The following is a 23,981-nucleotide window of genomic DNA, read 5'->3' as shown; positions in this document are numbered from 1 at the left end:
GCCAGCGGGGAGAAGCGCAGGGGCGGCCGCCTTCCCGGCCGTTCAGGGGAAGCGTTCACAACCCGGGATGGATTACATTCCTGCCATGGCCCCCGACGCCCAGACCCTCCCCGCCCGGTCCAAGCCGGACGCGACCGACGCCACCCTGATCTTCAACAGCAAGGCGGGCGGCAGCACCCGCTCCAGCCCTGACCGGCTGGTGGAGGCGCTGCACGCGCAGGGGTACCGGCCCGTCTACCGCGCCACCGACGACGAGGCCGACCTCGCGGCGGCCCTGGAGGACGCGCGGGGCACGGTCTTCGTGGCGGGTGGGGACGGCACGGTGCGTGCCGCGGCCCTGCATCTGGCCGGGCGGGGGGGTGTGCGCCTGGGCATCATTCCGATGGGCACGGCCAACAACATCGGGCGGACGCTGGGCATCTCGGGCGAGCCGCTGGACGTGATCGCGGGCTACGCGGGGGCCGGAACCGTGCCGCTGGACCTGGGCCGCCTCGTGGCCCCCTGGGGCGAGGACCTCTTTCTGGAGGCGTGCGGCTGCGGAGCCTTTGCCGACGTGCTGGCCGAGTACGACCCGGAAGGCGGCAAGAGTCCGCTGCGGGCCGCCGGTGCCCTGGCCGCCACCTTCACGAACTTCGACCCGCTGCCGCTGAGCCTCACGCTGGACGGACAGGTGCAGCCGCAGACGCCTTACGTCCTGGTCGAGGTGATGAACACCCGCGCCACCGGCCCCCGCCTGCGGCTCGCCACCACCGCCGACCCCACCGACGGCGAGCTGAACGTGATCCGGGTGGACGCCGCGGGCCGCGACGGGCTGCTGGCCTACCTCGCGGCGCTGGCGCGGGACAGCTTCGAGGAGCTGGGCAGCGTGCAGAACGACGCGGCCCGCCGCATCGAGATTCCCTATGTCGGCCAGGCCTTTCACGTGGACGGCGAGGTGCGGCCCGCGCAGCCCGGCGTGACGGGTGAGGTGCGGGTGGAGGTCTGGCCGGGTGCCCTGGCCGTGCTGGTGCCGGGGCGGGAGGAGGCGGGCAGATGAGCGCGCTGCCGAACAACCTCGTCTTCCGGGACGGCGTGCAGGTGATGCGGATGGACCTGCACACCCACACCGAGGTCAGCCACGACTGCCGCACCCCGCTGCGCGACATCCCCGCCTGGCTGCTGCGGACCAACACCCGCGTGATCGCCGTGACCGACCACGACCAGCAGCGCGGCGGCCCTGAACTCGCCCGCATCGTGGCGGATTTGGGCCTGGGCGACCGCCTCAGCATCATCCCCGGCGAGGAGGTCACGACCAGCGAGGGCGAGCTGATCGGCCTCTTTCTGAGGGAGCGCATCCCACCCCGGCTCACGCCCGAGGAAACGGTGCGCGAGATCAAGGCGCAGGGCGGCCTGGTGATGCTTCAGCACGGCTTCGACCCCCTGAAGCGTTACCGCCTGCGCCCGGAGGCCACCCTCCGTATCGCGGACCAGATCGACATCGTCGAAACCTTCAATTCCCGGCTGTCGCGGCATCACTGGAACCGGGTGGCCGCGCAGTGGGCGCAGGAGCGTGGTCTGCCCGTCTGTGCCGGGAGCGACGCCCACACCCTGCGCGACATCGGGGAGGCGTGGGTGGAAACGCCCTTCCGCACCGTCCAGACGCCCGAACACCTGCTCGCCGCCCTGCGGGAGGGCGTGGTCGGCGGGCACTGGACGCACCCCGTCTATGCCTACGGGCGCAAGCAGTGGCGGAATCTGAACGGGCGCTTCCGGCGGGAGGGCTGAAGCTCTCAGGGGTGGGCGATGCCGTACTGTGCCCACGCCGCCTTCAGGTCCGGGTGGGGCAACAGCAGCCGCGCTTCCGGCGTCGCCATCCAGCCCAGCATCCAGCGGGTTCCTGCCTCCAGGCCCCCCTCCAGCGCCCGCGACAGGGCCGCGTGGTAGGGCGGCGTGCCTCCTCCGTCCCACTCCAGCTTGTCGGCCAGAAAGACCACCTCGTCGAGGGGCGTGGGTGCGCCGTGCAGCGTGGTGTGAAAGCGGATGGCCTGCAACACGCCCGCATCGGTCACGCCGTACAGCTCGCGGGCCAGCACCTCACTGAGCCGGGCGTGCAGCAGCAGCGGCACCTGCCGTTCCTCGGGCAGCACGCCCAGGCCGAGGCCCAGGCACAGGTCCACCATCTCCCCCCGCTCGAAGATGCCGCCTACGTCATGCAGCAGGGCCGCCACTTCGGCCCGGTTAGGGTCCACGCCGAAGCGGGTCGCCAGCCTCCGCGCCTCGCCCGCCACCCGCGGAACGTGTTCCCGGATGCGCTCGCGCCCGTGGGCGGCCAGCAGCGTGTCCACGTCGCGGGCGAGGTGACCGGTCGGCGGGAAGCGGGAGAGCAGGTCGGGCAACATGCCCCCAGCGTAGCGGCACCCTGCCCGACGGCTGAGAAAACATCGTGCAAACGGTCAATATCTCCCCGATAACCTTCTGTTACACTGCTTTTTACCGGAGAAGTCCGGTATTCGCTGGGGGTGACCCGGTTTCGACAGGGGAACTGAAGGTGATGTTGCGTGTCGAGGTGCCGTTGGCCTCGTAAACAAACGGCAAAGCCATTAACTGGCAACAACAGCGACTCGTTCGCCCTTGCTGCTTAATTGACAGCACAGTGACCGTCTAGCCCGGCCTTTGGCGCGGCGCGAACTGAACCAAAAGAAGGCTAGCCCCGGCGAGGTTCCATAGCCGAGTGGCGAAAACAAATGGAACTAAGGTCAGGAGAAACCCGCCGGCTGGTGGCCCCTGACCCGACAACCAAACAGCAGGCTACACACGTAGACGCACGCTGGAAGGACCTTTGGACGGCGGTTCGACTCCGCCCACCTCCACCACCTGCCCCGCCCCCAAACGGCGGGGTTTTTTCTATACTGCGGGCCGTGCCTCCCCAGGGGGCCGGGATGGCGGAATCGGTAGACGCATTCGACTTAAAATCGAACATCCGAAAGGATATGCGGGTTCAAGTCCCGTTCCCGGCACCACAAAAAACCGCGTCTAGGCGCGGTTCTTTTTTGATTATTCCACGTCGAACGCGAACACCGCAGGCTCGGACGTGATGCGAAAGCGCTGGCGCAGGCTGTCGATCACGCGGCGTTGCTCGTCGCTGTTGCCCTTGATGCCGTGGGGCACCTCGCCCGTGACGTATGGGAAAGACACGCCCTCCACCTCCACGCCCGGCGTGCCGTCCTCCAGGGTCACGAACCGGGCGGGGACGCGGCCACCGGGCAGCACCATCACGAAGTCTCTGTCCATCCACCGACCGTAGCGGGCGGGCACGCGGGGGGGCATGAGTGCGGCGGCCGCAGGTTCTTCATGGTGCGCGGCGGGTGGTTACAGCGACGCCCGGGCCTCGTGCAGCAGCTCGGACAGGCGGCTGAGGCAGCGGCTGTACTTCTTGGCGTAGGCCCCGTGGCGGTAGGTGTCGCTGAACAGGCTGCCCAGCGGCGCGCCCGTAAAGGCTGCGCGCAGCCCCAGGTCGTACAGCTTGTCGATGAAATGCACGAAGCGCAGCGCGACGTTCTGGTCGGGCATGGGCACCAGGTCGGTGACGGCGAGGGCCTGGACACCCTCCAGCAGCCGCGCAAATCGGCTGGGATGCACCTCCAGCAACAGGCGGCCCAGATCGCGGTGGGTCAGGATCGCCAGGGTCGCCTCCGGCTGCCGCGCCCGCCACGCCCCGAACTCGTCCGGCGTGAGGGGCTGGGCCGGGGTGATGCCGCGCTGGCGGTAGTCTGGGCCGTCCACCCGGTGTGTCTCGAAGCGGCTGGCGATGCCCTGAATCTGGCGCTGAAAGTCCGCCGCGTTGAAGCGGCCCTGCCCCAGCGCGCCGGGTTCGGTGTTGCTGGTGGCGATCACGCTGGTGCCGCCCGGCAGCAGTTGCCCCAGGAACGTGTTCGCCATGTGGGTGTTGCCGGGGTCGTCCAGCTCGAACTCGTCGATCAGCAGCAGGTCGTGTCCCTGAAAGGCCTCGACCGCGCGGGTCATGCCCAGCGCGCCGATGACGTACATCAGGTCCTGAAAGCTCATCAGGGCGCGCCGCCCCTGTGCCGCGTGGTACGCGCTCGCCAGCAGGTGCGTCTTGCCCACGCCGAAGCCGCCGTCGAGATACAGGCCGCGGCCCTCGGGCTTGGCGCGGCGAAACAGGCGGAAGCCGCCCGGCCGCACTTGCGCCCCCTTGAGAAACGCTTGCAGGCTGGCCCGCGCCTCCTCCTGGCTGGGAAAGTCGGGATTCGGGCGGTAATTCTCGAAGCGCACGTCCTGAAAGCGGGCACTGGGCGAGAGGCCCGCCGTCAGTTCGTCGGGGGTGAGGCTGGGCTGGCGGGAGAGGAGGTCAATCATGGGAGGGGGCTCTGAGCGGTGAGCTATGAGCTATGAAAAAGAGAGCCGGGGCGCAAGCGGAAGCGTTCTGGTGCTGGTTCATAGCTCAAAGCTCAGAGCTTCACGGCCCCTCAACGGTGAACCTCCAGCTCCACCTTGAAGTTCCCGCGCCGCGTCTCGTTCACCACGCGCTTGAAGTCGATGCGGCCCAGGCCGTCGGCGCTGAGGCTGTCGCCCTCGCGGATGTCACTGCTGGCGCGGGCGGGCTGGCCGTTGAGGCGGACCTTGCCGCCGTCGATGCCCTGCTGGAAGTAGGCGCGGCTGACCCCGAAGCCCTTCGCGCCCACCACGTCCACCCGCATGGACGGCACCACGACCTCGCGGGTCTTGCTGCCCCGGCCCGCCGTCTCCCCGACCTCCTCCACCTCGACCGGGCGGCCCCCCAGTTCGGTCAGGGCCTCCAGGGTCTGAACGGCCTTGCCGGTCGCGGCCACCAGGAAGCTGCCGCGTTCCTCGCGCACGTCGCCCAGTTGCTCCTCGGGGAGGTTCAGGCGGCGCAGCTGCACCATGAAGTCCTGCACGTCCCAGCCCGGGCCGCCCGGCTCGGGGGTCAGGCGCAGCACGGTCACGCCGCTGTCCACCTCGGGAATGTGGGCGGGGTGCAGAGTCAGCACCACCCGGCGGGCATCCGGGAAGCCGCCCGCCAGCTTGTGGCGCACCTCGTCGTCTTGCAGTTGGCGGCGGTCGATGTCGTCGCCCTCCAAAAAGGGCGTGCGGACCACGCGCCCGCCGCGCGCCTGCGCGACCAGGGTGGGGAGCTTCTGCTTCATGGGGGCAGGATAGCGTCCGGAAGGCAGGAGGCGGGGCGCGGGAGGCGGGAGGCAGGCAGAAAAACCCTGCGTACCGCGCCCCGCCTCCCGCGGACCACTTACACTGCCCACCATGCACATCGCTGACCCGCTCGGGGTGCCGGGAGCACCGCTGGAGACGCTGCACGCCGTTTTGCCATATCTGGAGGGGGCCAGCGGCGCGCAGGGACGGCTGATTCTGGTTACCGACCGGCAGGGGGACCGGGACCGGGCACGTTACGCCGCGCTGCTGACCGCGGGGGGCGAGGCCCTCGTGACCGCCGCCGCCTTCGGTCCGGCGTTTGGCCGGGCGGGTGCCCAGGCCCTCGCGGAGCTGACCCGGCGGGCGCAGGCGCAGGGCTGGCCCGTGCGCGAGACGGTGCTGAGCGCCTCCGACTTCGTGCGCGTGCTGGCCGAACCGGACGCGGACGAGGTCGCGCGCCTCGTCGCGGCGAGCAATCCCAGTGATCCCGCCATCTACACCACGCGGCCCAGCGGCCCCCGGAACGGCGAGGAGGAGGGCTGGGCCGCTGAGGGGAGTGAGGACCTTTGACATAAAAAGACCCCCTCACCCCCACGCAGCAAAGCCCTGAACTTCCGGCCTTCTGACAGCCAGGGGACCGCCCCGCCGCATGCGGGCCGTATGAGGCGCGTAAGAGTTGCTGTGCCAGCATGCCGGGCAAGGGGAGCCGTTCTGTCCCCCGGAAATGCTGCCCGCCATGACCGACCTGACTGCCGCTCCCGGCCTCCCCGAACCCCTGCATACGGCGTTGCGAGCGCTGCTGCGGGTGCATGCACCGGGGGCGTCGCTGCTGGCGGTGGGCCAGGGGGGGCAGGTGCTGCGGCTGGAACCAGGCGGCGGCACCCGGGTGGGGGGCGAGCTGGTCCCCCCCGACGAGTGGCTGGACCGGGGCGAGCTGGCGTGGCTGACCCGCGGCGGGGCGCTGCTGGGCCTGCTGTGGTCAGCGGACGCGCCCCTTCAGCCGGGCGCGGTGGAGGTGCTGACGCTGCTGCTCTCGGCGGCGCAGGAAGGCCGGGCGCAGCGCGAGGCGGAAGTTCTGATCACGCAACTGCCGGTGCCCGCCGCCTGGCTGAGTGCCGACCTGACCTTCCGGCAGGTGAGCCGCCCCTGGCTGGAACTGTTCGGCCAGACCGGGGACGCGGTGATGGGGCGCACCCTGGCGGAGGTGCTGCCCCAGTGCGAGGCCTGCCGGGCAGGACTGATGCAGGCGGCGGCGGGGCGGGCGCTGCGGCTGCCCGACCTGCGCCTCAGCGTGGCCGGGGGCGGGCGGGCCTGGCTGCGCGGTGAGGCCCGGCCCTATTTCGGGGGCGAGGCGGCGGGCGTGCTGTGGACCCTTCAGGACGTGACGGCCGAACACGCCGAGGCGGCCCACCTGGCGGCCCTGCTTCAGGGCACCGGCACGCCGACCGCCCTGCTTCAGCTCGACGGCACGGTGCTGCACGCCAGCAGCGGCCTGACCGAGCTGGCCCCCGGCTGGACCCCGCTGGCCGGGCAGGTGCTGTGGGCCTGGCCGGGGTTCGCAGGCGCGCCCTCGGAGGCCGTGCAGCACCTGGTGCGCCGCGCCGTCCGCGACGGCCTCGCCGGGGCCGACGTGCCGCTGGAGCGGGGCGGCGCGCTCACGCTGGGGCTGCGGCGGGTGGCGGCGGGGGCCGGGGCGGCCGAGGAACTGCTGGTCCTGGAAGCCCGGCCAGGCCCCGAGGCCTGGGCCGAGGCCGGCGGCTGAGGACACCACCCCGCCCCGGCCCCCACTGCCCCGGCAGGTGTTGGACTTAGACTGCATCCATGTTGCTGTACGGACGGAATCCGGTGCTGGAAGCCCTCAGGGACGGGCGCGTGACAGAGGTGCTGGTCGCGCGCGGCGTCGAGGAGGCATTCGTGCGGGACCTCAAGAGCCATGACGTGCGCCTGAGGTTCGCCCCGCGCATCGAACTCGATCAGATCGCGGGCACCACCCAGCATCAGGGCGTGATTGCGGAGGTGGAGGACCTCGCCTGGGCCAGCGTGGACGAGATTCTCGACCGGGCCGAGTCGCGCGGCGAGGAACTGCTGATCGTGCTGCTCGACGGCATCACCGACCCGCGCAACTTCGGCGCGATCATCCGCTCGGCGGAGGTGCTGGGCGCGCACGGCGTGGTGGTGGAGGAACGCCGCAGCGCGCCCCTCTCGCCGGTAGTCGCCAAGACGGCGGCGGGGGCCACCAGCCACCTGCCCGTCGCGCAGACCAAGAACCTGCCGCGCCTGATCGACCAGCTCAAGGAAGACGGCGTGTGGGTCTACGGCGCGGCGGGTGAGGCCGCCCAGGACCTGGCCCGCACCGACCTGGGTGGCAAACTCGCCCTGGTGATCGGCGCGGAGGGCGAGGGCCTGCGCCGCCTGGTGCGCGAGAAGTGTGACGTTCTGGTCCGCATCCCCACCCGCGGGCAGGTGCAGAGCCTCAACGCCTCGGTCGCGGCGGGCATCCTGCTGTATGAGGCGACCCGCAACCGGGGCAAGAAGTGACGTTCCGCGTGGAGCGTCTCGCCAGCGAACACCTGACGCTGGAGATTCTGCCGGACCTGGGGGCCAGCGTGCTGAACCTGAGGGCGGCGTCGGGGCGGCCCGTGCTGCGGCAGGTGAACCCAGCCGACGTGCAGACCAGCAGCCAGTGCGCCTGCTTCACGCTGCTGCCCTTTTCCAACCGCATCCGCGACGCGCACTTCACCTTCGCGGGCCGTGAGGTGGAGTTGCGGCCCACCACGAAAGACGGCCTGACCCAGCACGGCGACGTGCGCAACCGGCCCTGGCAGGTCACCCGCGTCACGGAACGGCATCTCCGGTGCGACTTCGACAGCCGGAGCTTCAGCGACATGAACTGGCCCTGGGCCTTCACCGCCCGCGTGGAGTACCTCCTGCACGGCCCCCACCTCGACCTCAGCGTGACCCTGACCAACGCGGACACCACCGAGATGCCCGCCGGAATGGGCCTGCACCCCTACTTCACCCGCCTTCAGGACGGCGTGGACCCCCGGCTTTCCTTCGACGCGGCCCTGGCCTACGACACCGACGAGCAGCACCTGCCGACCAGCGGCGCGCGCCCGCTGCACCCGGACGAGGACTACCGGACGCCCGCCGAGGTCGGGGAGCGGCAGATTGACCGCACCTACACGGCCTGGGACGGCGTGGCTCAGCTGGACTGGGCCACAGGTGGCGAACACCACCGGGCACTCACGCTCACCGCTGACAGCGTGTACTCGCATCTGGTGGTCTTTACCGCCCCCGACGGCAGCCTCGCCCTGGAACCGGTCACCCACGCCACCGACGCCTTCAACCTCGCCGCGCGCGGGGTGGGCGGCACCGACATGCGCACCCTCGCGCCGGGGCAGAGCCTAGCGGGCACGGCCAGAATCACGCTGGAGGGGACGTGGTAGCGGACCTGTAGCGCATGGTGTGTTTGTGGGAAGGTGGGAGACACAGACGCTGTCTCCCACCTTCCTCTACAGGCCGCCAGGCCCCTAGGCCGCGAGTGTGGCGAGCAGGGCACCGTCCTGGTCGCGCAACTCGAAGCCCGGCCGGTCACGGGCGGCGAGCCAGCGCAGGGCTTCGAGCAGGTCGTCGGTCTGGTGGACTGTTTCGGGGCCGCCCGGTCCGGACCAGACCAGGCGGTAGCTGCGGGGGAGGGCAGGCGGCGTCCAGCGTTCGCCACCGTCTTCCTTCACGAAGGCACGGGACATGACTCCAGTTTTTCCCAGGCTGGTGAGGCCCGGTGGGGAGGCCGGTGATTATTCGTTCAGGTCCGGCACGGTGCGCTCCCCGACCAGGGTGACATGGGCCTCGCGCGGCTGCCCGCCACGGAGATAGCCCAGGGTCACGGTGTCGCCCACCTGTGCCCGGCGAATGGCGCTGATGACCTCGTTCGCGTTGCGGGTGCGCTGGCCGTTCACGCTGAGGATCACGTCGCCCAGCCGGGCGAGGTTGCCGTTCTCGTCGAGCGCCGCACCCCGCAGGCCCGCGCGGGCGGCGGGGCTGCCCTTCGCCACGCGGGAGACGACGCCGCCGGGGGGGTCGGTCAGGCCGCTGTGGTTCACGTCCAGCACCAGACCGACCACCGGCACGTCGCGCTGTTTCCCGGCCCGCAGCGCGGTGATGAGGTCGTTGCCCTCGGTGACAGGTACCGCGTAGCTGGCGCGGGTCTGGCCGCTGTCGTCCACCCGGATATAGCTGACCACGCCAATGGCCTGCCCGTTGCCGTCGATGATGGGGCCGCCGCTGTCGCCGGGCGCGAGGGGGGCCGTCATCTCCAGCGTACCCTGGGGGAAGTCGGCGCGGCCCGCCTCGGCCCCCAGCCGCAGCAGTTGCCCCCGCCGCGGTTGCAGGAAGTCGCCGCCGCTGTTGCCGATCGCCAGCACCGTCTCGCCCACACGCGGCGGGCGGGTGGCGAGATTGAGCACAGGAAAGGGGCCGCGGCCCTGCACCTGAAGCAGCGCCACATCGGCCTGCGCGTCGTAGGCGGCCACGCGGGCAGGCAGGCGGCGGCCCGCGAGCGTCTGCACCTGAAAGAGCTGCCCGCTGGCGACCACGTGGTACGCCGTCAGCACCTGCCCCGTCTGGGAGATGAAAAAGCCGGTGCCGATGCCCTCCTCGCCCCGGCTGGGGTTCAGGCTCTCCACCCTCACCACCGCCGGGCGCGACCGCGTAAACAGTTCCCGCGTGTTCTCGGGAAGCGCGTTGGGAAGGGTCCGCGTGACCACGGGGGGGCTGGACATGTCTGTCCTGGGCGGCGCGGACCGCCACTCGGGCAGCAGGTAGGCCGTCAGCGCGAGCAGCAGCAGCACGGGAAGCCAGGGCAGGGGACGCACGGTGACATGGTAGAGCGGCTCCGGATGAAACAGGGTGCCGGAAGGTACGGAGGCCAGGTTGCTTATACCGACTCCGATGGAATCGTTGACGAAGTGATTCCATCCGAGCAGAGCGAGTGACAGAATCCGTGTTGTCTTGCTTGACAAGAGTCTTGCAATATAAGAATCTAGGAGCGGGAGGCCCCGCATGAATCCGCTGAAGTCCGGCACGCTCGACCTGGCCCTGCTGGCCGCGCTGCAAGACCAGCCGCGCTACGGGCTGGACATCCTGAAGCACGTGAACGCCCGCAGCGGCGGTCTGTTCGACCTGCGTGAAGGCAGCCTCTACCCAGCGCTGCACCGGCTGGTCCGGGCCGGGTGGGTGGAGAGCGAGTGGCAGCCCAGCGACAAGGGCGGCGCGCCGCGCAAGGTCTACCGCCTGACGGATAGCGGGCAAGCGGCCCTGCGGGACAAGCGCGAGGAATGGCGCACCCTGCGCGGGGCACTGGACGCCCTGCTGCTGGAAAGGCTTCTAGAAAAGGTGGTCACATGAAAAGAATTGCTGCCCTGACGGCCCTCGCCCTGAGCCTGAGTGCTTGCGCCCCGGCCCTGACCGACGCCACGCTCCGGCTCTCGCCCACTGCCCTCCAGCTGCACCGGGGACAGACGACCAGCGTGACCGTCTGGTTCAACAAGTACGTCTTCGAGGGCGAGCAGCAGGAGGGCTACCGCCTCAACGTGCTGGACCTGAGAACACGGGGCCTGCGGACCGTGACCCTCCAACAGGACCTCAGGGCCACCGACACGGCGCTCTTTCAGGTCACGGCGGCGCGCAATGCCGAGCTGGGACGGCAGAGCATCACCGTCCTGGTCTCTGACCGCCAGGGGCGGAACGTCCAGCAGACGCTGACCGTGCAGGTGGTGGAGTAGCGTGACGCGCCGCCTGTTCCGTGCGGGCCGTGCCCCGAGCGTGGATGCCTACATCCACCGCGCCACGCTGGGCCTGCCGCACCAGGAACGGCTGGATGCCGCCGCCGAACTGCGCACGCACCTGCTGGAGCGCGCGGCCGAGTTCCAGCACCAGGGCTTTTCCCGCGAGGAGGCCGAGTACCTGGCGGTCAGGGCGATGGGCGACCCCGGCACGACGAACCGGGACCTCCTGGGGCACTTCCTGACGACACCGCTGGGGTGGGTGGTGGTGGCGGCACTGGTGGCGGGCTGGGTGGGGTGGCAGGTGTGGGGGACGGCGGGGCAGACCAGAGTGCGCTGGAGTGGGCCGGTAGACGTCAACAGCTTCAGCAACGGTGGGTCCCTGCCCACCCTCTACGCGGGGTACGACTTCAAGACGCCGCCCGGAACACGTTTCGTGGAGGTGGCCTGGCTGGGCACACTGGGCCGCCAGCGGGCCAGGCTCCCCGCCCTGCCCGGCACGTCCGGCCAGGTGTTCTACAGCTCCCCCACCTGGCGCGAGTGGTGGAAAACCCGCACCCCCCTCCCCTACGCCGACGAACCCTGGGCCAGCACCTGCCGCGAGCAGGAGCCGGTGCATGTGCAGCTCACGGTGCAGTCGGGACCCAGGGAGCGGCAGGGCCTGCGTGTGCCGAACTCCAACCTCAACGGCGTGCTGTGGTGCAGTGGGCTGCCCATTCCGCCCAGCCAGAAGGGGGCGACGGCCTACAGCGGGGGCAGCGGCACCAGCCACGGCAGCCGCGTCTCCGGCGGAGTGGTCGAGCTGCACCAACTGGACGGCCAGACCGACCTGGGCCGCCTGCGGCTCAACCACTGGACGCTGCTGGCCCTGCAACGGCAGGCCGCGGAGGCCACCTATAAGACGGGCCGCGACGTGAAGGCCACAGGGGAGGCCATCTTCGTCATCCGGCCCAGCGACACCGACCAGCCCGTGCCCCTGCCGGAGTTCAGGTACAACGAGGCGGGCGACCGCTGGACCGTGCGGGAAGTCGCGCCCTGACGCTACCCTCTTCCCCATGCCCCCCGCCCCGCCCCCAGACCAGCGCTGCTGGCTCCTCAAATCCGAACCCAACGTCTTCGGCTACCCCGACCTCGTGCGGGTGGGGTGCGAGCCGTGGAACGGCGTGCGGAACTACCAGGCGCGGAACTTCCTGCGCGAGATGCGGGCAGGCGACCTCTGCCTCTTCTACCACTCCAACGCCCAGCGCTCTGGCAAGGGGCAGACCGGCGTGGCAGGCGTCGCGCGGGTGGTGCGGGAGGCGTACCCCGACAACCTGCAATTCGACCCGGCCAGCGCCTACCACGACCCCAAAAGCACCCCCGACAGCCCGCGCTGGAGCATGGTGGATGTGGCTCCGGCCTTTGCCTTCCCGGCCGTGCTGCCGCTGGACACGCTGCGAACGCTGCCCGAGTGGCAGGACTCGCCCCTCACCCGCAAGGGCACCCGCCTGAGCGTGCTGCCCGTGACAGAAGCGCAGTTCCGGGCGGCGCTGGCAGCGGCGGGGGTGGACCTCCATGCCAGTCACGTTTGAACCGCTCACGCCCGCGCACCTGCCGCTGCTGCACGGCTGGCTCCAGGCCCCCCACGTCCGCGCCTTCTGGGACGACGGCGAGCGGACGCTGGGGGCGGTGCAGGCGCATTACTTCCGCGCCGGGCGGGACGTGCCCGGCTTCGTGTTCCGGGTGGACGGGCGCGCGGCGGGCTTCATCCAGCGCGAGCGCGTGACGCCCGGCCACGAATTCGCGCCCTGGGCTGCCCCCTCGGGCGAGACGTGGGGCGTGGACCTGCTGATAGGCGAACCGGACCTGACTGGGCGGGGGCTGGGGGCGACGGTGGTGACGGCCTTTCTCGCGCACCTGCGGGCAGAGCGGCCGGAGCTGCGGCGGGTGCTGATTGACCCCAGCCCCGCGAACACCCGCGCTGTCCGTGCCTACGAGAAGGCCGGGTTCACGCCCCTGACCCGGCTGAGCACCGGGGACGGCGAGGTCCACCTGCTGCGGCTGGACCTGCCCGCCCACTGATACTGATTCCGATTGAAGGGTATTGAAAACACCCGGAAATCCGACCAGAGGGAGAAGGAACAAGGGCGAATTTCGGGAAATGGATGAACAGGCAGTGCCCTCCCGACTGTTCAGGAATTGGACGGAATCCGTATGAGCCGGGCTGCGGGCAAGGCTGTCACGCTTCTGTCAGAGGCCCCCTGCCAGACTGCCGCATGACCCTTCTGTTCGCGGGACTGGTGATCGCCCTGTCGCTGCTGCTGGCCGCCCGCCAGGAACGGCCCCGGCCGCAGCGTGTCCCGGTACGCGTCCGCTCTGGCCGCCGCTGAAGTTCTGCTTTCCCGAGTCTCCCGCCCGTCCCGCCGACCGGGGGTGGGCGTTAAGCTGTGGCCGATGACTGCGACCGATGTCTCCCCCCCCACCCTCTTCCCCCTGGGCGACGGCCTGGGCAGCGTCAGCCTGGTGCAGAGCGTGGGCGACGACAAGATGATTACCAATGCTGCAAGGGTCAGCTTCGGTGGTGACTCGAATGCGCCGCTTAATGAACGCGACGAGAAATTGATTCGCTACCTGCTGCGGCATCAGCACGGCAGTCCTTTTGAACACAACCTGATTACCTTTAAGATTGTTTGCCCTATTTTTGTAGATAGACAGCTGGTGCGTCATAGAGTTGGGGTCTCAAAAAATGAAATCTCGGGTCGTTACGTCGAGATGCAGGAGCGCAACTTCACCCCGCCCTCGTTTCGCAAGCAGGCCCCCAGCAACCGGCAGGCGAGCGTGGAGGACGACGGCACGCTGGACCAGGCGGCGGCGGCCCGCGTGTGGGAGGAAGCCTGGCGACAGGCCTTCGGGGCGTATCAGGAGCTGCTGGCGCTCGGCGTGACGCGCGAGCAGGCGCGGGGGGTGCTGCCGCTCAGCCTGTATACCGAGAGCTATTACACCTTTAATGTGCGCTCGCTGCTGCACTTCCTCGAACTGCGGGACCACGAGGGGGCGCAGTATGAGACACGCCTCTATGCGCGGGCGATGGCGGAGCTGGCCGGGCCGCTGTTCCCGGTGACCTTCCGGGAGTGGAGACTCCTGAAAAATATGCGTTAGTGCGATGAAGAGTACTATTCTCAAATAGTCGAAGCCCCGCGCAGTCGTTACCTGCCGGGGCGGTGGCAACGCCTAAAAAGGAGGCATTGCATGTCAGAGCATAGCACCCCCGTTCATGTGCCGGAAGGCCATAAATTGTGTCGCAGATGCAAGGTCATCAAAACGGCGGCAGAGTTTCCGATGGATCGCGGTCCATACTCTAAAGACGGTCTTTACTCCTACTGCAAACCTTGCAAGGTGAATTACAACAAAGAGTATCGAGCTAGATTTGGAAATACCGCAGAGCGAGATCGCGCCAGGCGTAGAAAGTATGGTCTTACTCCCGAACAGTTCGATGGATTGTGGGACATACAAGGCGGTCGTTGTTTGACCTGCAACAGAGTCATCACCAGAGAGAGAGCGGGGCACGCAATAGACCATTGCCACTCCACCGGCAAAGTTCGGGGGATTTTGTGTACGCAATGCAACGTAGCTTTAGGTATGGCACAAGAAAGTCCTGACATCCTGATGGCGCTGGCTAGCTATATCCGCGAGTGGCAGGCGCTGCACCGGGGGTAGACCCCCTCTACCGCTGTAACACGGCTGTGATCGGCCCTTGCTAGACTCCTTCCTGCACCACAACTGAGAATCGGGAAAGGGGGGAGGATGCCCAGAGAGTTGTCCATCTGCACGCCGGACCGGGAGCGCGGCGCATCGCCGTGACGGTCCCCACGGCCCTGGAGGCCCGCCACCTCGTCAAGGACTTCCGGGGGTTTCGCGCCACCAACGACGTGAACCTCCAGGTCCGCGAGGGCGAGATTCACGCGATCATCGGCCCGAACGGGGCCGGGAAAACCACCCTCTTCAACCTGCTGTCGGGCTTTCTGCGCCCCACCAGCGGTGAGGTGGCCCTGTTCGGGGAGCGCATCGACACCCTGCCGCCCCATACCATCGTGCGGCGGGGCCTGAGCCGGTCCTTTCAGATCAGCAGCGTCTTTCCCAGCCTGACCGTGCGCGACAACGTGCTGGTCGCCCTGGAATCGCCGACGAGCCTGCCGGGACAGTTCTGGACGCCGCTCTCCCGGCTGGAAACGCTGGGGCCACGCGCCGACCAGATTCTGGCCGACGTGGGCCTGGACGGCGCGCAGGAGCGGCTGGCGGCGGACCTCAGCCACGGCGAGAAACGGCAACTGGAAATCGGCATCTCGCTGACCCAGGACCCGCGCGTGCTGCTGCTCGACGAGCCGACCAGCGGCATGGGGTCCGAAGGCATCGCCCGCGTGATCGCGCTGGTGCGGCAGGTCGCGCGGGGCCGGACCGTGGTGCTGGTCGAGCACAACATGAGCGTGGTGTCCGAGCTGGCCGACCGCATCACGGTCCTCCAGTACGGGCAGGTGCTGGCGAGTGGCCGCTACGACGAGGTGCGCCGTGACCCGCGCGTCATCGAGGCCTACCTGGGCGAGGAGGCGCACGCATGACCGCGCCCGCCGTCTCCCCTGCCCCCGCCGCGCCGGCGGCCCCACTGCTCGAAGTCCGCGATCTGAACGCCTATTACGGGCAGAGCCACGTGCTGCACGGCGTGAACCTGCACGTGATGCCCGGCGAGGTGGTCAGCCTGATCGGCCGCAACGGCGCGGGCAAGACGACCACTCTCCGGAGCATCATGGGCGTGCTGAGAAGCCGCACCGGCAGCGTCACCTTTGGCGGGCAGGACATCACCCGCCTGCCCAGCAACCGCGTCGCCGCGCGAGGCCTGGCCTGGGTGCCGGAGGAACGCGCGATCATGAGCAGCCTGACCGTGCGCGAGAACCTGGAACTGCCCCCGGCCCGGCCCGGCGGCTGGAGCACCGAGCGGGCGCTGGAAGCCTTTCCGGTGCTGCGCGAGCGCGGCCACCACCCCGGCAGCAAGCTCTCGGGCGGCGAGCAGCAGATGCTCGCCATCGTGCGCGTGCTGCGGTCGGGGCCGAAACTCCTGCTGCTCGACGAACCCAGCGAGGGCCTCGCCCCGGTCATCGTGCAGCGCATCGGGGACATGCTCCAGGAGCTGCGGCGCGAGGGCCTGAGCGTCATCCTGGTAGAGCAGAACCTCAAATTCGCCACCCGCCTGGCCGACCGCCATTACGTGTTCGTGGACGGGCACGTGGTGGACGAGGTGCGCGCCGACGAGGTGGAGGCCCGCCGCGCCGACCTGCTGCGGTATCTGAGCGTCTAGGGCGGTGCCCAGAAAGGTTGTCGAACCTTTCTGGGCCGAACGAAGTGACCAACCGTGATGAGGGCGGCGTGAAGTGGAGTTGCTGCCCAGGACACGCGGCAACGGAACGGAGCGCCGCCCTCATCCCCACTCCCTCCCGGAGGAAGAACATGCAGAAAAAGACCCTGACCGCCCTCGTCTCCACCGCCGCCCTCGCCGCCATGACGGTCGCGCTCGCGCAGAACCTGAGACTCTCGGACAACGTGGTGCGGGTGGGCGTGCTGACCGACCTCTCCGGTGTGTATTCGGAACTCTCGGGGCAGGGCAGCGTGAAGGCCGCGCAGATGGCCGCCGCCGACTTCATGGCGATGAACTCCAGCTTCCGCGGCAAGGTGCAGGTCGTGGGCGTGGACCACCAGAACAAGGCGGACGTGGCGAGCAACAAGGCCGCCGAGATGATCGACCGCCAGAACGTGGACGTGCTGATGGACCTGCCCACCAGCAGCGCCGCGCTCGCCGCCAGCGAGGTGGCCCGCCAGAAGAAGATTCCCGTCATGGTCGTGACCGGCGGCACCACCGCCCTGACCAACGAGAAGTGCAACAAGTACACCTTCCACTACGCCTACGACAACTACATGCTCGCCAACGGCACCGGCACCGCCGTCACCAAGCGCGGCGGCAACTCCTGGTACATCATCTACCCCAACTACGCCTTCGGCCAGGACCTCAACCGCCAGATGACGGCGGCCGTTCAGGAAAACGGGGGCAAGCTGGTCGCACCCAGCGACGCCACGCCCTTCCCCAACACCGACTTCTCCAGCTACCTGCTCAAGGCCCAGGGCCTCAAGCCCAAGGTGTTCGGCACCATGCAGGCGGGCGCGGACCTGGTGAACGTGGTCAAGCAGTACAACGAGTTCGGCCTGCGCCAGCAGGGCATCGGCCTCGGGATCGGCCTGCTGTTCGAGACGGACGTGGCCGCGCTGGGCCAGGACGCCTTCTCGGGCGCGCTGGCGACGGTGCCGTGGTACTGGAATCTGGACCAGCGCGCGCGCGACTGGGCCGCCCGCTTCGAGAAAGCCTTCGGCAAGAAGCCCACCTGGGCGCAGGCGGGCGTGTACTCCGCCACCATGACCTACCTCCAGGCGGTCGCCCGCGCCAAGACCGACAGCGGCGACGCGGTCGTGAAGGCGCTCGAAGGCCACCGCTTCAGCGACTTCTTCGCCCGCAACGCCTACGTCAGGCCCCAGGACCACCGCGTGCTGCTCGACGTGTACACCGTGCAGGTCAAGCCGAAAGCCCAGGCCAAGGAAAACGGCGACTACTTCAACCGGGTCGCCACCATTCCCGCCGCGCGCGCCTTCCAGCCGCTGTCCGAGAGCAAGTGCAAGATGTGAGGAAGGTCTGACCGTCAAACCGTCTAAGGGTCTAACCACCGGTTCGCCCGGTGCCGTTGGACGGTTCGACCTTCGACCTTGAGACCCACCATGAATACACAACTTCTACTGATTCAGGTGTTCAACGGCCTGGTAAACGGGGCCTTCTATGCGCTGCTGAGCCTGGGCCTGGCGGTCATCTTCGGGATGCTGCGGATCGTGAACTTCATGCACGGGGCGCTGTACATGCTGGGGGCGTTTGCGGCGTTTGCGCTGGGGCAGGCGTTCGGGCTGGGGTTCTGGCCCAGCCTGATTCTCGCGCCGATCATCGTGGCGCTGCTGGGCATGGTGCTGGAGCGAACGCTGCTCTCGCGGCTGTACGGGCTGGACCCCAGTTACAACCTGCTGCTCACCTTCGGGCTGACGCTGCTGACGCAGGACCTCGTCAAGCAGTTCATGCTCTCGCACTACGCGGTGTCGAGCGCGCCCTACACGCCGCCCGCCGCGCTCGCCGGGGTGGTGAACCTGGGCTTCGTGGTGTTCCCGAAATACCGCCTGTTCGTGATCGGGCTGAGCCTGGTAATCTGCCTGTTGACCTGGTTCGTGATCGAAAAGACGCGGGTGGGGGCGATCATCCGCGCCAGCACGGAGAATCCCGGCGTCACGCGCGCCTTTGGCATCGACGTGGGCAAATGGGTGACGGGCGTATTCGGCGTGGGTGTGGGCCTGGCGGGGCTGGCCGGGGTGCTGGCCGCGCCGATCTACTCGGTCGAGCCGTACATGGGTGCAGAGCTGATCATCACGACCTTCGCGGTGGTGGTGATCGGCGGGCTAGGCAGCATCCTGGGCAGCGTGGTCACCGGCTTCGCGGTGGGCGTGCTGGCGGCCGTCGGCGCGGCGCTGTACCCGCCCATCGCCAACACGCTGGTGTTCATCCTGATGGCGCTGGTGCTGCTGGTGCGCCCCAGCGGCCTCTTCGGGCTGCCGGAGGGGGCGAAATGACGGTGCTGCCCCGCACCGCCGCCCGCACGGATCGCCAGCGCATGAGCCGCGCCGCCTGGCTGATTGGCCTCGGGGTGGTGCTGCTGATTCTGCCCCGGCTGATCTACCCGGTGCTGGCGCTGGACATCCTGGCCTGGGGCCTCTTCGCGGTGGCCTTCGACCTGCTGTTCGGCTTTTCCGGCCTGCTGAGTTTCGGGCACGCGGCCTTCTGGGGCACGAGTGCCTACGTGACGGCCTTCCTGCTGTCGCACGGGCAGAGCGTGCCGGTCGCCCTGCTGGGGGGGACGGCCTCGGCGCTGCTGCTCGCGGTGCCCATCGGCTTCCTGAGCGTGCGCTCCATCGGCATCTACTTCAGCATGATCACGCTGGCCTTCGCGCAGATGATCTCGTTCGTGGCGCTGCAATGGACGGACGTGACCGGTGGCGAGAACGGCCTCCAGGGCTTCGCGCGGCCCAGCTTCCTGGGGCTGGACTTCAGCGACTCCATCACCCGCTACTACTTCTGCCTGGTGCTGTTCGCCCTGGGCTTCTCCGTCGCCTACCGCACGGTCCGTAGCCCCTTCGGGCAGGCCCTCCAGGCGGTGCGCGACAACGAGCAGCGGGCGCAGAGCATCGGCTTTGACCCCGGCCGCTTCAAGTTCACGGCGTTCCTGATCAGCGCGGCCCTCGCGGGGCTGGCCGGGAGCATGTTCACCTTCGGGCACGGCGTGGTCAGCCTCGACGTGCTGAACTGGCGCACCTCCGGCGAGGTCGTGATGATGACGCTGCTGGGCGGCACCGGCACCCTGTTCGGCCCGGTGATCGGCGCGGGCCTGGTGCTGCTGCTGCGCGACACCCTGACCACCGCCAACCTGCCCGTCGGCATCGTGACGGGGCTGGTGTTCGTGCTGGTGGTGCTGTTCTTCCGCCGGGGCGTGGTGGGCACGGTGCAGCACTGGCTGAGGCGCAGGTAGGGGACAGCGGTCAGCTTCCAGCCGCCAGCGGCCAGCCAGAGAAGCAGAAGCCCCCGCCAACGTGCGGGGGTTTGTGTTGCCGGGAGGTGCTAGAACCTGGGCAGACCAACGGAAAACAGGAGGACGCATGAACCTGAGCGGCAAGACAGTCCTGATCACGGGCGGCGCGTCCGGGCTGGGGGCGGGCACCGCGCGGATGGTGGCGGAAGCGGGCGGGCATCCCGTCCTGCTCGACCTGAACGCGGAGGCCGGGGAGGCCCTCGCCCGTGAGCTGGGGGGCCTGTTCCGGCGGACGGACGTGACCAGCGAGGACGACGTGGCAGCGGCCATCGTGGCGGCGCGGGAAGCGTTCGGCGGCCTGCACGGCGCGGTGAACTGCGCGGGTGTCGCTCCCGCCGCCGTCACGGCAGGCAAACGCGGGCCGCACCCGCTGGAGCTGTTCGAGCGCGTGATCCGCGTGAACCTGATCGGCACCTTCAACGTGGTGCGCCTGGCCGCGCAGGCGATGCTGGACAACCCGCCGGAGGGGGACGGCGAGCGCGGCGTCATCGTCAATACGGCTTCCGTCGCCGCCTTCGACGGTCAGGTGGGGCAGGCGGCTTACGCGGCCAGCAAGGCGGGCGTCGCGGGGATGACTCTGCCCCTTGCCCGCGACCTCTCGCGGGGCGGCATCCGCGTGATGACAATTGCGCCGGGCCTCTTCGAGACGCCCATGCTGGCCGGACTCCCGCAGGAGGTGCAGGCGTCGCTGGGCGCACAGGTGCCCTTCCCCTCGCGCCTGGGCCACCCCGAGGAATACGCCCGGCTGGTGCGGCAGATTTTCGAGAATCCGATGCTGAACGGCGAGACGATTCGACTGGACGGCGCGATCAGGATGGCCCCCCGGTGAGCGGCGCGGTGGGATCAGAGGCCAGACGGGCGGCCCGCGACACCATCGTGGATGCGCTGCACCGTTCGCCGCACCGGCTCTGCTGGTCAGCCACTGGGACAAGCCGGAGGAGAGGCAAGGGCATCTCCATCAGAGTGTGAATGGCCCCTGCCGTCCACCCGAAAGGAAGTGGCATCGTGACCGTCTCGCCGCCTGGAATTGACCTGCTGATCCGCCAGCCGAACCTGGAACCCCATCGCCTCCTGACCTCCTTGCGACCGGGCCGCCGCTTCGAGCAGGTCCGCTTCTCGAACTACATGCCCAATCCGGCCTTTCCCTCCCAGGCACAGGGCCGGCAACGCCTGGAGCAGTTCATCCAGCACCTGAACAGGCCCGAAGTCCCCTCGCTTCTCTCCCGCCTGTTTCGCCGCGCCAAGCCCGAGAGCCGCGGCCTGTACCTCGACGGCGGCTTTGGTGTGGGTAAGACACACTTGCTGGTGAGCGCCTACTTCGCTGTCCTCGGGGACGGGGAACCCGCACACCCTGAACTGCCGCAGCCGGTCAAACTGGCGGGCTTTCAGGAGTTGATGTCCATCATCGGCGTGCTGGGAATGCCACGGGCCATTCAGGCGTTTGCAGAGGTGAAGCTCCTGTGCATCGACGAATTTGAACTGGACGACCCCGGCAACACCCACCTGGCGAACACGTTCCTCGGCGAGATCATGACCCGCGGTACACACGTTCTCGCTACCTCCAACACACCGCCCGGTGCCCTGGGAGAAGGACGCTTCAACGCCGCGCGATTTCAGGAACAGATTCGCGCCCTGACCACGCACTTCGATGCCCTGCGCATCGACGGAACGGACTTCCGGCAGCAGGGTTACCTGTCCAGAGACCTGCTCTCTCCCCGGGAGTACCAGCCCTGGGTGACCCGGCAAGACCCAAACACTCTGGCCCAACTGGGCAGCGAAGAGCTGCAACACCTGCTGCTGGCTGTACATCCTGCTGCCTTGTCCTCTCTACTAGAGGGGGTCGAAGCGCTGGGCGTGGTGAACCTGACTCCTATGACGCACCCGAAGAAGGCGCTACGTGAGAACACCGCCATCCGGTTCGTCCACTTCATCGACCGGGTCTACGAGCTGGGCCTCCGGGTTGGCCTGACAGGCGTCTCGCTGGACGACCTGTTTCACGAAAGTTACCGGGAGCGCGGATACGCCAAGAAATACGCCCGCTGCCTCTCTCGCCTCGCTGAGATGACGAGCGAGACGAGGCAGAGCCTGCACACTTGAGAAGCCAGGTCATACGGAGTCCGCACCCCAGCCGCAACAAGTGGAAAGCGCCGCTTGTTGTGCAGCTTTACAAGTTCATACCGCGGAACCTGTCTCTCCTCCTTCTCCCTCTGCTGCGCAGCTCCACGGGTCCAGCCGGATGTCAGGGGGACAAGTCAACCTTTCAGAGTCCGTATCAAGCACTGAGCATCAAGCACTAATCCAAAATCTCGTAGGTCTAACCTTCAGGCTATGTGCGCCGGTCAAGGGAGGGCATGGCGACGGCCACCATCGTCAGTTGGGACCAGGTAGGCCCTTCGGCGGATGGGGCGCGGCGGGGCGTCAGGCAGGATGGCGGCGTGACCCTGACCGTCCTTTCCGGCCCTCCCCCCGACCTTTCCGAGCTGCTGGCCCTGTACGCCTCGGTAGGCTGGACAAGCTACACCCGCGACCCGCAGGCCCTGGCCCGCGCCCTGAGGCAGTCGGGCTTCGTGTGGACCGCGCGGGATGAGGCGGGCACGCTCCTCGGCCTGGTGCGCGGCGTGACCGACGACGTGAGCATCCTGTACGTGCAGGACATCCTGGTCCATCCGGACAGCCAGCGCCGGGGCGTGGGCCGGGCACTCATGGAAGCCGTGCTGGAGCGGTACGCCCACGTCATGCAGATGGTGCTGCTGACCGATGACGGGCCGGGGCAGCTCGCCTTCTACCGCTCGCTGGGTTTCCACAACACGCGGGAGCTGGTCAGGGTGCCGACGAATGCCTTCTACCGGGACAGCCGCGTCGAGCTGGCCTAGGGCGGTGCCCAGAAAGGTTGCCGAACCTTTCTGGGCCGAACGAAGTGAGAAACCGTGATAAGGGCGGCGTGAAGTGGAGTTGCTGCCCAGAACACGCGGCAACGGAACGGAGCGCCGCCCTAGCCGTCGTCCTCCGCCTTCAGCCCGCGAATCTCCTCGATGAAGCGCTCCAGGCTGTCGAAATCGCGGTAGACGCTGGCGAAGCGGATATAGGCCACGTCGTCCAGTGGGCGCAGAAAGGTCATGGCGCGGCGGCCGATTTCCTCGCTGGGAAGTTCGGAGGCCCCCACCTCGTCCTCGAAGCCATAGGCAAAGGCCCGCAGCGCCTCGGGGTCCACCGGGCGTTTCTCGGTGGCGAGGGTCAGGCCGCGCAGCAGCTTGTCGGGGTTAAAGGCCTCGCGCTGGCCGCCGCGCTTGACCACCATCAGCGGTTCGAGCTGCGCGCGTTCGTAGGTGGTAAAGCGCCGGGCGCAGCCCAGGCACTCGCGGCGGCGGCGGATGCTGGCCCCGTCGTCACTGGGGCGCGAGTTCACGACCTTGGAGTCGGGCGCGGAGCAGTAGGGGCACTTCAACGGGCATTCACTTCCGTAACGCGCATTTTGGGCACCGGGGGCAGCGGCACTTCCAGCACCGTGCCCCGCAGGTGCGCGAGGGCGGGCGTGGCGAGGGCCAGCACCGCGTCGGCCAGCGGGCGGTCGAGGGCTTCCTCACCGCTGCTGGCGCGCGAGGGCAGCACCAGATTCAGGCGCAGGTCCTCGGCGTGGGCCTGTTCGACCAGGCCGCGCAGGGCACCGCGCTGGGGGTAGGCCTGAAGCCCGGCCTCGTCGAGGTGGGGGCCGACGATGGTCAGCCAGGTGCCCGGCAGGCGGCGGCCCACGATCTGCGCGATGGCGACGCTGCTCTTCACATTGCAGTTGAACAGGTCCATCCACTCGTTCTCGCTGAGCATGGTGAAGTTGGTGTGCGCGCGCTTGTCGGCGAGGTGGACGATGCCGTGCAGCGCCCCGAAGATTTCCAGAATGCGGTTCTGGGCGCTGAGCCAGTCGAGCGGCACGCCCACGTCGGCCTTGATGGGGATGGCGGTGCCGCCCGCGAGTTCCAGGCTGCTGGCGGCCACGGCCAGCGTCTCACTGTTGCTGCCGATCAGGACCACGCTGGCCCCTGCCCGCGCCAGCCCGGCGCTGATGGCCCGGCCATACCCCTGATCGGCACCCGTCACCGCGACGATCTGTCCAGCCAGCACCCCCGGACCCTGGGTACCGGAGCCGGGAGAGGAGGGGGAAAGGGCGGGCGTCATGGCCCCAGCATAGCGCCCCCGCCGCAGGAGGCAGGGGCGCAGGAACATTCGGGGTCAACCCGCATTGGGCAGGGGCCGCAAGGCCTCGGCCGGTGGATCGCCCGCACGGTGGCCCCTGCCACAGGGATCGCACCAGTAGGCCTGATCGCCGTCGCGCAGGTCGTAC

The 23,981-nt window shown here is 68.8% G+C and carries 29 protein-coding genes, 1 tRNA gene and 1 other RNA gene; 23 read left to right on the top strand and 8 right to left on the bottom strand.

Features of this window, described 5'->3' with window-relative positions; all coding sequences use genetic code 11:
* Positions 1 to 85 precede the first annotated feature (85 nt).
* The gene (locus ABEA67_RS09910; protein ID WP_345464610.1) at positions 86 to 1,036 is read left to right on the top strand and encodes a diacylglycerol/lipid kinase family protein; all 951 of its coding nucleotides are present in this window, start codon (positions 86 to 88) and stop codon (positions 1,034 to 1,036) included.
* On the top strand, positions 1,033 to 1,764 hold the full coding sequence (locus ABEA67_RS09905) for a PHP domain-containing protein (protein ID WP_345464608.1): 732 nt from the start codon (positions 1,033 to 1,035) through the stop codon (positions 1,762 to 1,764). Before ABEA67_RS09910 ends, ABEA67_RS09905 begins: the two co-directional genes overlap by 4 nt.
* A 5-nt stretch (positions 1,765 to 1,769) precedes the next feature.
* On the opposite strand, the gene yqeK is transcribed toward ABEA67_RS09905, so the two are convergent.
* Entirely contained in the window at positions 1,770 to 2,378 is a 609-nt protein-coding gene (gene yqeK, locus ABEA67_RS09900; RefSeq protein ID WP_345464606.1) for a bis(5'-nucleosyl)-tetraphosphatase (symmetrical) YqeK, read from the bottom strand.
* Positions 2,379 to 2,494: 116 nt separating this feature from the next.
* On the opposite strand from yqeK, the gene ssrA reads away from it, so the two are divergent.
* Both ssrA and ABEA67_RS09890 read left to right on the top strand, forming a co-directional pair.
* Positions 2,495 to 2,852, top strand: a transfer-messenger RNA (tmRNA) gene (gene ssrA / locus ABEA67_RS09895).
* Positions 2,853 to 2,912: 60 nt separating this feature from the next.
* A tRNA-Leu gene (locus ABEA67_RS09890) sits at positions 2,913 to 2,999 on the top strand.
* Between the two features lie 34 nt (positions 3,000 to 3,033).
* Here ABEA67_RS09890 and ABEA67_RS09885 read toward each other — a convergent pair.
* From ABEA67_RS09885 to ABEA67_RS09875, 3 genes are all read right to left on the bottom strand, one after another.
* Complete coding sequence (locus ABEA67_RS09885; RefSeq protein WP_345464603.1) at positions 3,034 to 3,270, bottom strand: hypothetical protein; 237 nt, start codon at positions 3,268 to 3,270, stop codon at positions 3,034 to 3,036.
* Positions 3,271 to 3,348: 78 nt separating this feature from the next.
* Complete coding sequence (zapE, locus tag ABEA67_RS09880; RefSeq protein ID WP_345464600.1) at positions 3,349 to 4,356, bottom strand: cell division protein ZapE; 1,008 nt, start codon at positions 4,354 to 4,356, stop codon at positions 3,349 to 3,351.
* A 110-nt stretch (positions 4,357 to 4,466) separates the two neighbouring features.
* Entirely contained in the window at positions 4,467 to 5,165 is a 699-nt protein-coding gene (locus tag ABEA67_RS09875; protein ID WP_345464597.1) for a S4 domain-containing protein, read from the bottom strand.
* A 112-nt stretch (positions 5,166 to 5,277) separates the two neighbouring features.
* Between ABEA67_RS09875 and ABEA67_RS09870 the strand changes: the two genes are divergently transcribed.
* The 4 genes from ABEA67_RS09870 (at position 5,278) to ABEA67_RS09855 (ending at position 8,612) form a co-directional block, all read left to right on the top strand.
* Positions 5,278 to 5,736: a DUF3197 domain-containing protein gene (locus ABEA67_RS09870; protein ID WP_345464594.1), complete on the top strand. Its 459-nt coding sequence runs from the start codon at positions 5,278 to 5,280 to the stop codon at positions 5,734 to 5,736.
* Between the two features lie 166 nt (positions 5,737 to 5,902).
* Positions 5,903 to 6,928 carry a PAS domain-containing protein gene (locus ABEA67_RS09865; protein ID WP_345464591.1) on the top strand — a complete coding sequence of 342 codons (1,026 nt, stop codon included), beginning with the start codon at positions 5,903 to 5,905 and terminating at the stop codon, positions 6,926 to 6,928.
* A 59-nt stretch (positions 6,929 to 6,987) separates the two neighbouring features.
* Positions 6,988 to 7,704 carry a 23S rRNA (guanosine(2251)-2'-O)-methyltransferase RlmB gene (rlmB, locus tag ABEA67_RS09860; RefSeq protein ID WP_345464588.1) on the top strand — a complete coding sequence of 239 codons (717 nt, stop codon included), beginning with the start codon at positions 6,988 to 6,990 and terminating at the stop codon, positions 7,702 to 7,704.
* Entirely contained in the window at positions 7,701 to 8,612 is a 912-nt protein-coding gene (locus tag ABEA67_RS09855; protein WP_345464585.1) for an aldose 1-epimerase, read from the top strand. The genes rlmB and ABEA67_RS09855 overlap by 4 nt, the downstream gene beginning before the upstream one ends.
* An 84-nt stretch (positions 8,613 to 8,696) precedes the next feature.
* On the opposite strand, the gene ABEA67_RS09850 is transcribed toward ABEA67_RS09855, so the two are convergent.
* Positions 8,697 to 8,915 (bottom strand): hypothetical protein, encoded by a 219-nt coding sequence (locus ABEA67_RS09850; RefSeq protein ID WP_345464583.1) that lies wholly within the window; start codon positions 8,913 to 8,915, stop codon positions 8,697 to 8,699.
* 48 nt (positions 8,916 to 8,963) lie between these two features.
* Positions 8,964 to 10,040, bottom strand: a complete 1,077-nt coding sequence (locus ABEA67_RS09845; protein WP_345464581.1) for a S1C family serine protease — start codon at positions 10,038 to 10,040, stop codon at positions 8,964 to 8,966.
* A gap of 187 nt (positions 10,041 to 10,227) precedes the next feature.
* On the opposite strand from ABEA67_RS09845, the gene ABEA67_RS09840 reads away from it, so the two are divergent.
* The 15 genes from ABEA67_RS09840 (at position 10,228) to ABEA67_RS09775 (ending at position 22,518) form a co-directional block, all read left to right on the top strand.
* On the top strand, positions 10,228 to 10,572 hold the full coding sequence (locus ABEA67_RS09840) for a PadR family transcriptional regulator (protein WP_345464578.1): 345 nt from the start codon (positions 10,228 to 10,230) through the stop codon (positions 10,570 to 10,572).
* Positions 10,569 to 10,949 (top strand): hypothetical protein, encoded by a 381-nt coding sequence (locus tag ABEA67_RS09835; protein WP_345464575.1) that lies wholly within the window; start codon positions 10,569 to 10,571, stop codon positions 10,947 to 10,949. The genes ABEA67_RS09840 and ABEA67_RS09835 overlap by 4 nt, the downstream gene beginning before the upstream one ends.
* Position 10,950: 1 nt before the next feature.
* Positions 10,951 to 11,988 (top strand): permease prefix domain 1-containing protein, encoded by a 1,038-nt coding sequence (locus ABEA67_RS09830; protein ID WP_345464572.1) that lies wholly within the window; start codon positions 10,951 to 10,953, stop codon positions 11,986 to 11,988.
* Between the two features lie 16 nt (positions 11,989 to 12,004).
* Positions 12,005 to 12,520: an EVE domain-containing protein gene (locus ABEA67_RS09825; protein WP_345464569.1), complete on the top strand. Its 516-nt coding sequence runs from the start codon at positions 12,005 to 12,007 to the stop codon at positions 12,518 to 12,520.
* Positions 12,504 to 13,010, top strand: a complete 507-nt coding sequence (locus ABEA67_RS09820) for a GNAT family N-acetyltransferase (RefSeq protein WP_345464567.1) — start codon at positions 12,504 to 12,506, stop codon at positions 13,008 to 13,010. Before ABEA67_RS09825 ends, ABEA67_RS09820 begins: the two co-directional genes overlap by 17 nt.
* Before the next feature lie 372 nt (positions 13,011 to 13,382).
* Positions 13,383 to 14,087 carry an FAD-dependent thymidylate synthase gene (thyX, locus tag ABEA67_RS09815; protein WP_345464564.1) on the top strand — a complete coding sequence of 235 codons (705 nt, stop codon included), beginning with the start codon at positions 13,383 to 13,385 and terminating at the stop codon, positions 14,085 to 14,087.
* A 90-nt stretch (positions 14,088 to 14,177) separates the two neighbouring features.
* The gene (locus ABEA67_RS19455; RefSeq protein WP_425557175.1) at positions 14,178 to 14,645 is read left to right on the top strand and encodes an endonuclease VII domain-containing protein; all 468 of its coding nucleotides are present in this window, start codon (positions 14,178 to 14,180) and stop codon (positions 14,643 to 14,645) included.
* Between the two features lie 140 nt (positions 14,646 to 14,785).
* Positions 14,786 to 15,544 carry an ABC transporter ATP-binding protein gene (locus tag ABEA67_RS09810; RefSeq protein ID WP_345464561.1) on the top strand — a complete coding sequence of 253 codons (759 nt, stop codon included), beginning with the start codon at positions 14,786 to 14,788 and terminating at the stop codon, positions 15,542 to 15,544.
* Entirely contained in the window at positions 15,541 to 16,278 is a 738-nt protein-coding gene (locus ABEA67_RS09805; RefSeq protein ID WP_345464558.1) for an ABC transporter ATP-binding protein, read from the top strand. The genes ABEA67_RS09810 and ABEA67_RS09805 overlap by 4 nt, the downstream gene beginning before the upstream one ends.
* Before the next feature lie 149 nt (positions 16,279 to 16,427).
* Positions 16,428 to 17,651, top strand: coding sequence for an ABC transporter substrate-binding protein (locus ABEA67_RS09800; RefSeq protein ID WP_345464556.1), 1,224 nt, complete (start codon positions 16,428 to 16,430; stop codon positions 17,649 to 17,651).
* Between the two features lie 90 nt (positions 17,652 to 17,741).
* Positions 17,742 to 18,632 carry a branched-chain amino acid ABC transporter permease gene (locus tag ABEA67_RS09795; RefSeq protein WP_345464554.1) on the top strand — a complete coding sequence of 297 codons (891 nt, stop codon included), beginning with the start codon at positions 17,742 to 17,744 and terminating at the stop codon, positions 18,630 to 18,632.
* On the top strand, positions 18,629 to 19,585 hold the full coding sequence (locus ABEA67_RS09790; protein WP_345464551.1) for a branched-chain amino acid ABC transporter permease: 957 nt from the start codon (positions 18,629 to 18,631) through the stop codon (positions 19,583 to 19,585). The genes ABEA67_RS09795 and ABEA67_RS09790 overlap by 4 nt, the downstream gene beginning before the upstream one ends.
* A gap of 127 nt (positions 19,586 to 19,712) precedes the next feature.
* Positions 19,713 to 20,474 carry a 3-hydroxyacyl-CoA dehydrogenase gene (locus ABEA67_RS09785; protein ID WP_345464548.1) on the top strand — a complete coding sequence of 254 codons (762 nt, stop codon included), beginning with the start codon at positions 19,713 to 19,715 and terminating at the stop codon, positions 20,472 to 20,474.
* A gap of 140 nt (positions 20,475 to 20,614) precedes the next feature.
* Positions 20,615 to 21,742 carry a cell division protein ZapE gene (gene zapE / locus ABEA67_RS09780; RefSeq protein WP_345464545.1) on the top strand — a complete coding sequence of 376 codons (1,128 nt, stop codon included), beginning with the start codon at positions 20,615 to 20,617 and terminating at the stop codon, positions 21,740 to 21,742.
* Positions 21,743 to 22,080: 338 nt separating this feature from the next.
* Positions 22,081 to 22,518 carry a GNAT family N-acetyltransferase gene (locus ABEA67_RS09775; protein WP_345464542.1) on the top strand — a complete coding sequence of 146 codons (438 nt, stop codon included), beginning with the start codon at positions 22,081 to 22,083 and terminating at the stop codon, positions 22,516 to 22,518.
* 119 nt (positions 22,519 to 22,637) lie between these two features.
* On the opposite strand, the gene nrdR is transcribed toward ABEA67_RS09775, so the two are convergent.
* Together nrdR and ABEA67_RS09765 are read right to left on the bottom strand one after the other, a co-directional pair.
* Positions 22,638 to 23,090, bottom strand: coding sequence for a transcriptional regulator NrdR (nrdR, locus tag ABEA67_RS09770; protein ID WP_345464539.1), 453 nt, complete (start codon positions 23,088 to 23,090; stop codon positions 22,638 to 22,640).
* The gene (locus tag ABEA67_RS09765) at positions 23,087 to 23,815 is read right to left on the bottom strand and encodes an SDR family NAD(P)-dependent oxidoreductase (RefSeq protein WP_345464536.1); all 729 of its coding nucleotides are present in this window, start codon (positions 23,813 to 23,815) and stop codon (positions 23,087 to 23,089) included. Before ABEA67_RS09765 ends, nrdR begins: the two co-directional genes overlap by 4 nt.
* Between the last annotated feature and the right edge of the window lie 166 nt (positions 23,816 to 23,981).

The organism is Deinococcus carri (assembly GCF_039545055.1).
In the GTDB taxonomy this organism is placed as follows: domain Bacteria; phylum Deinococcota; class Deinococci; order Deinococcales; family Deinococcaceae; genus Deinococcus; species Deinococcus carri.
Note: the sequence above shows the minus strand (reverse complement) of the source record. Positions and strands in the feature narration are given on the sequence as shown.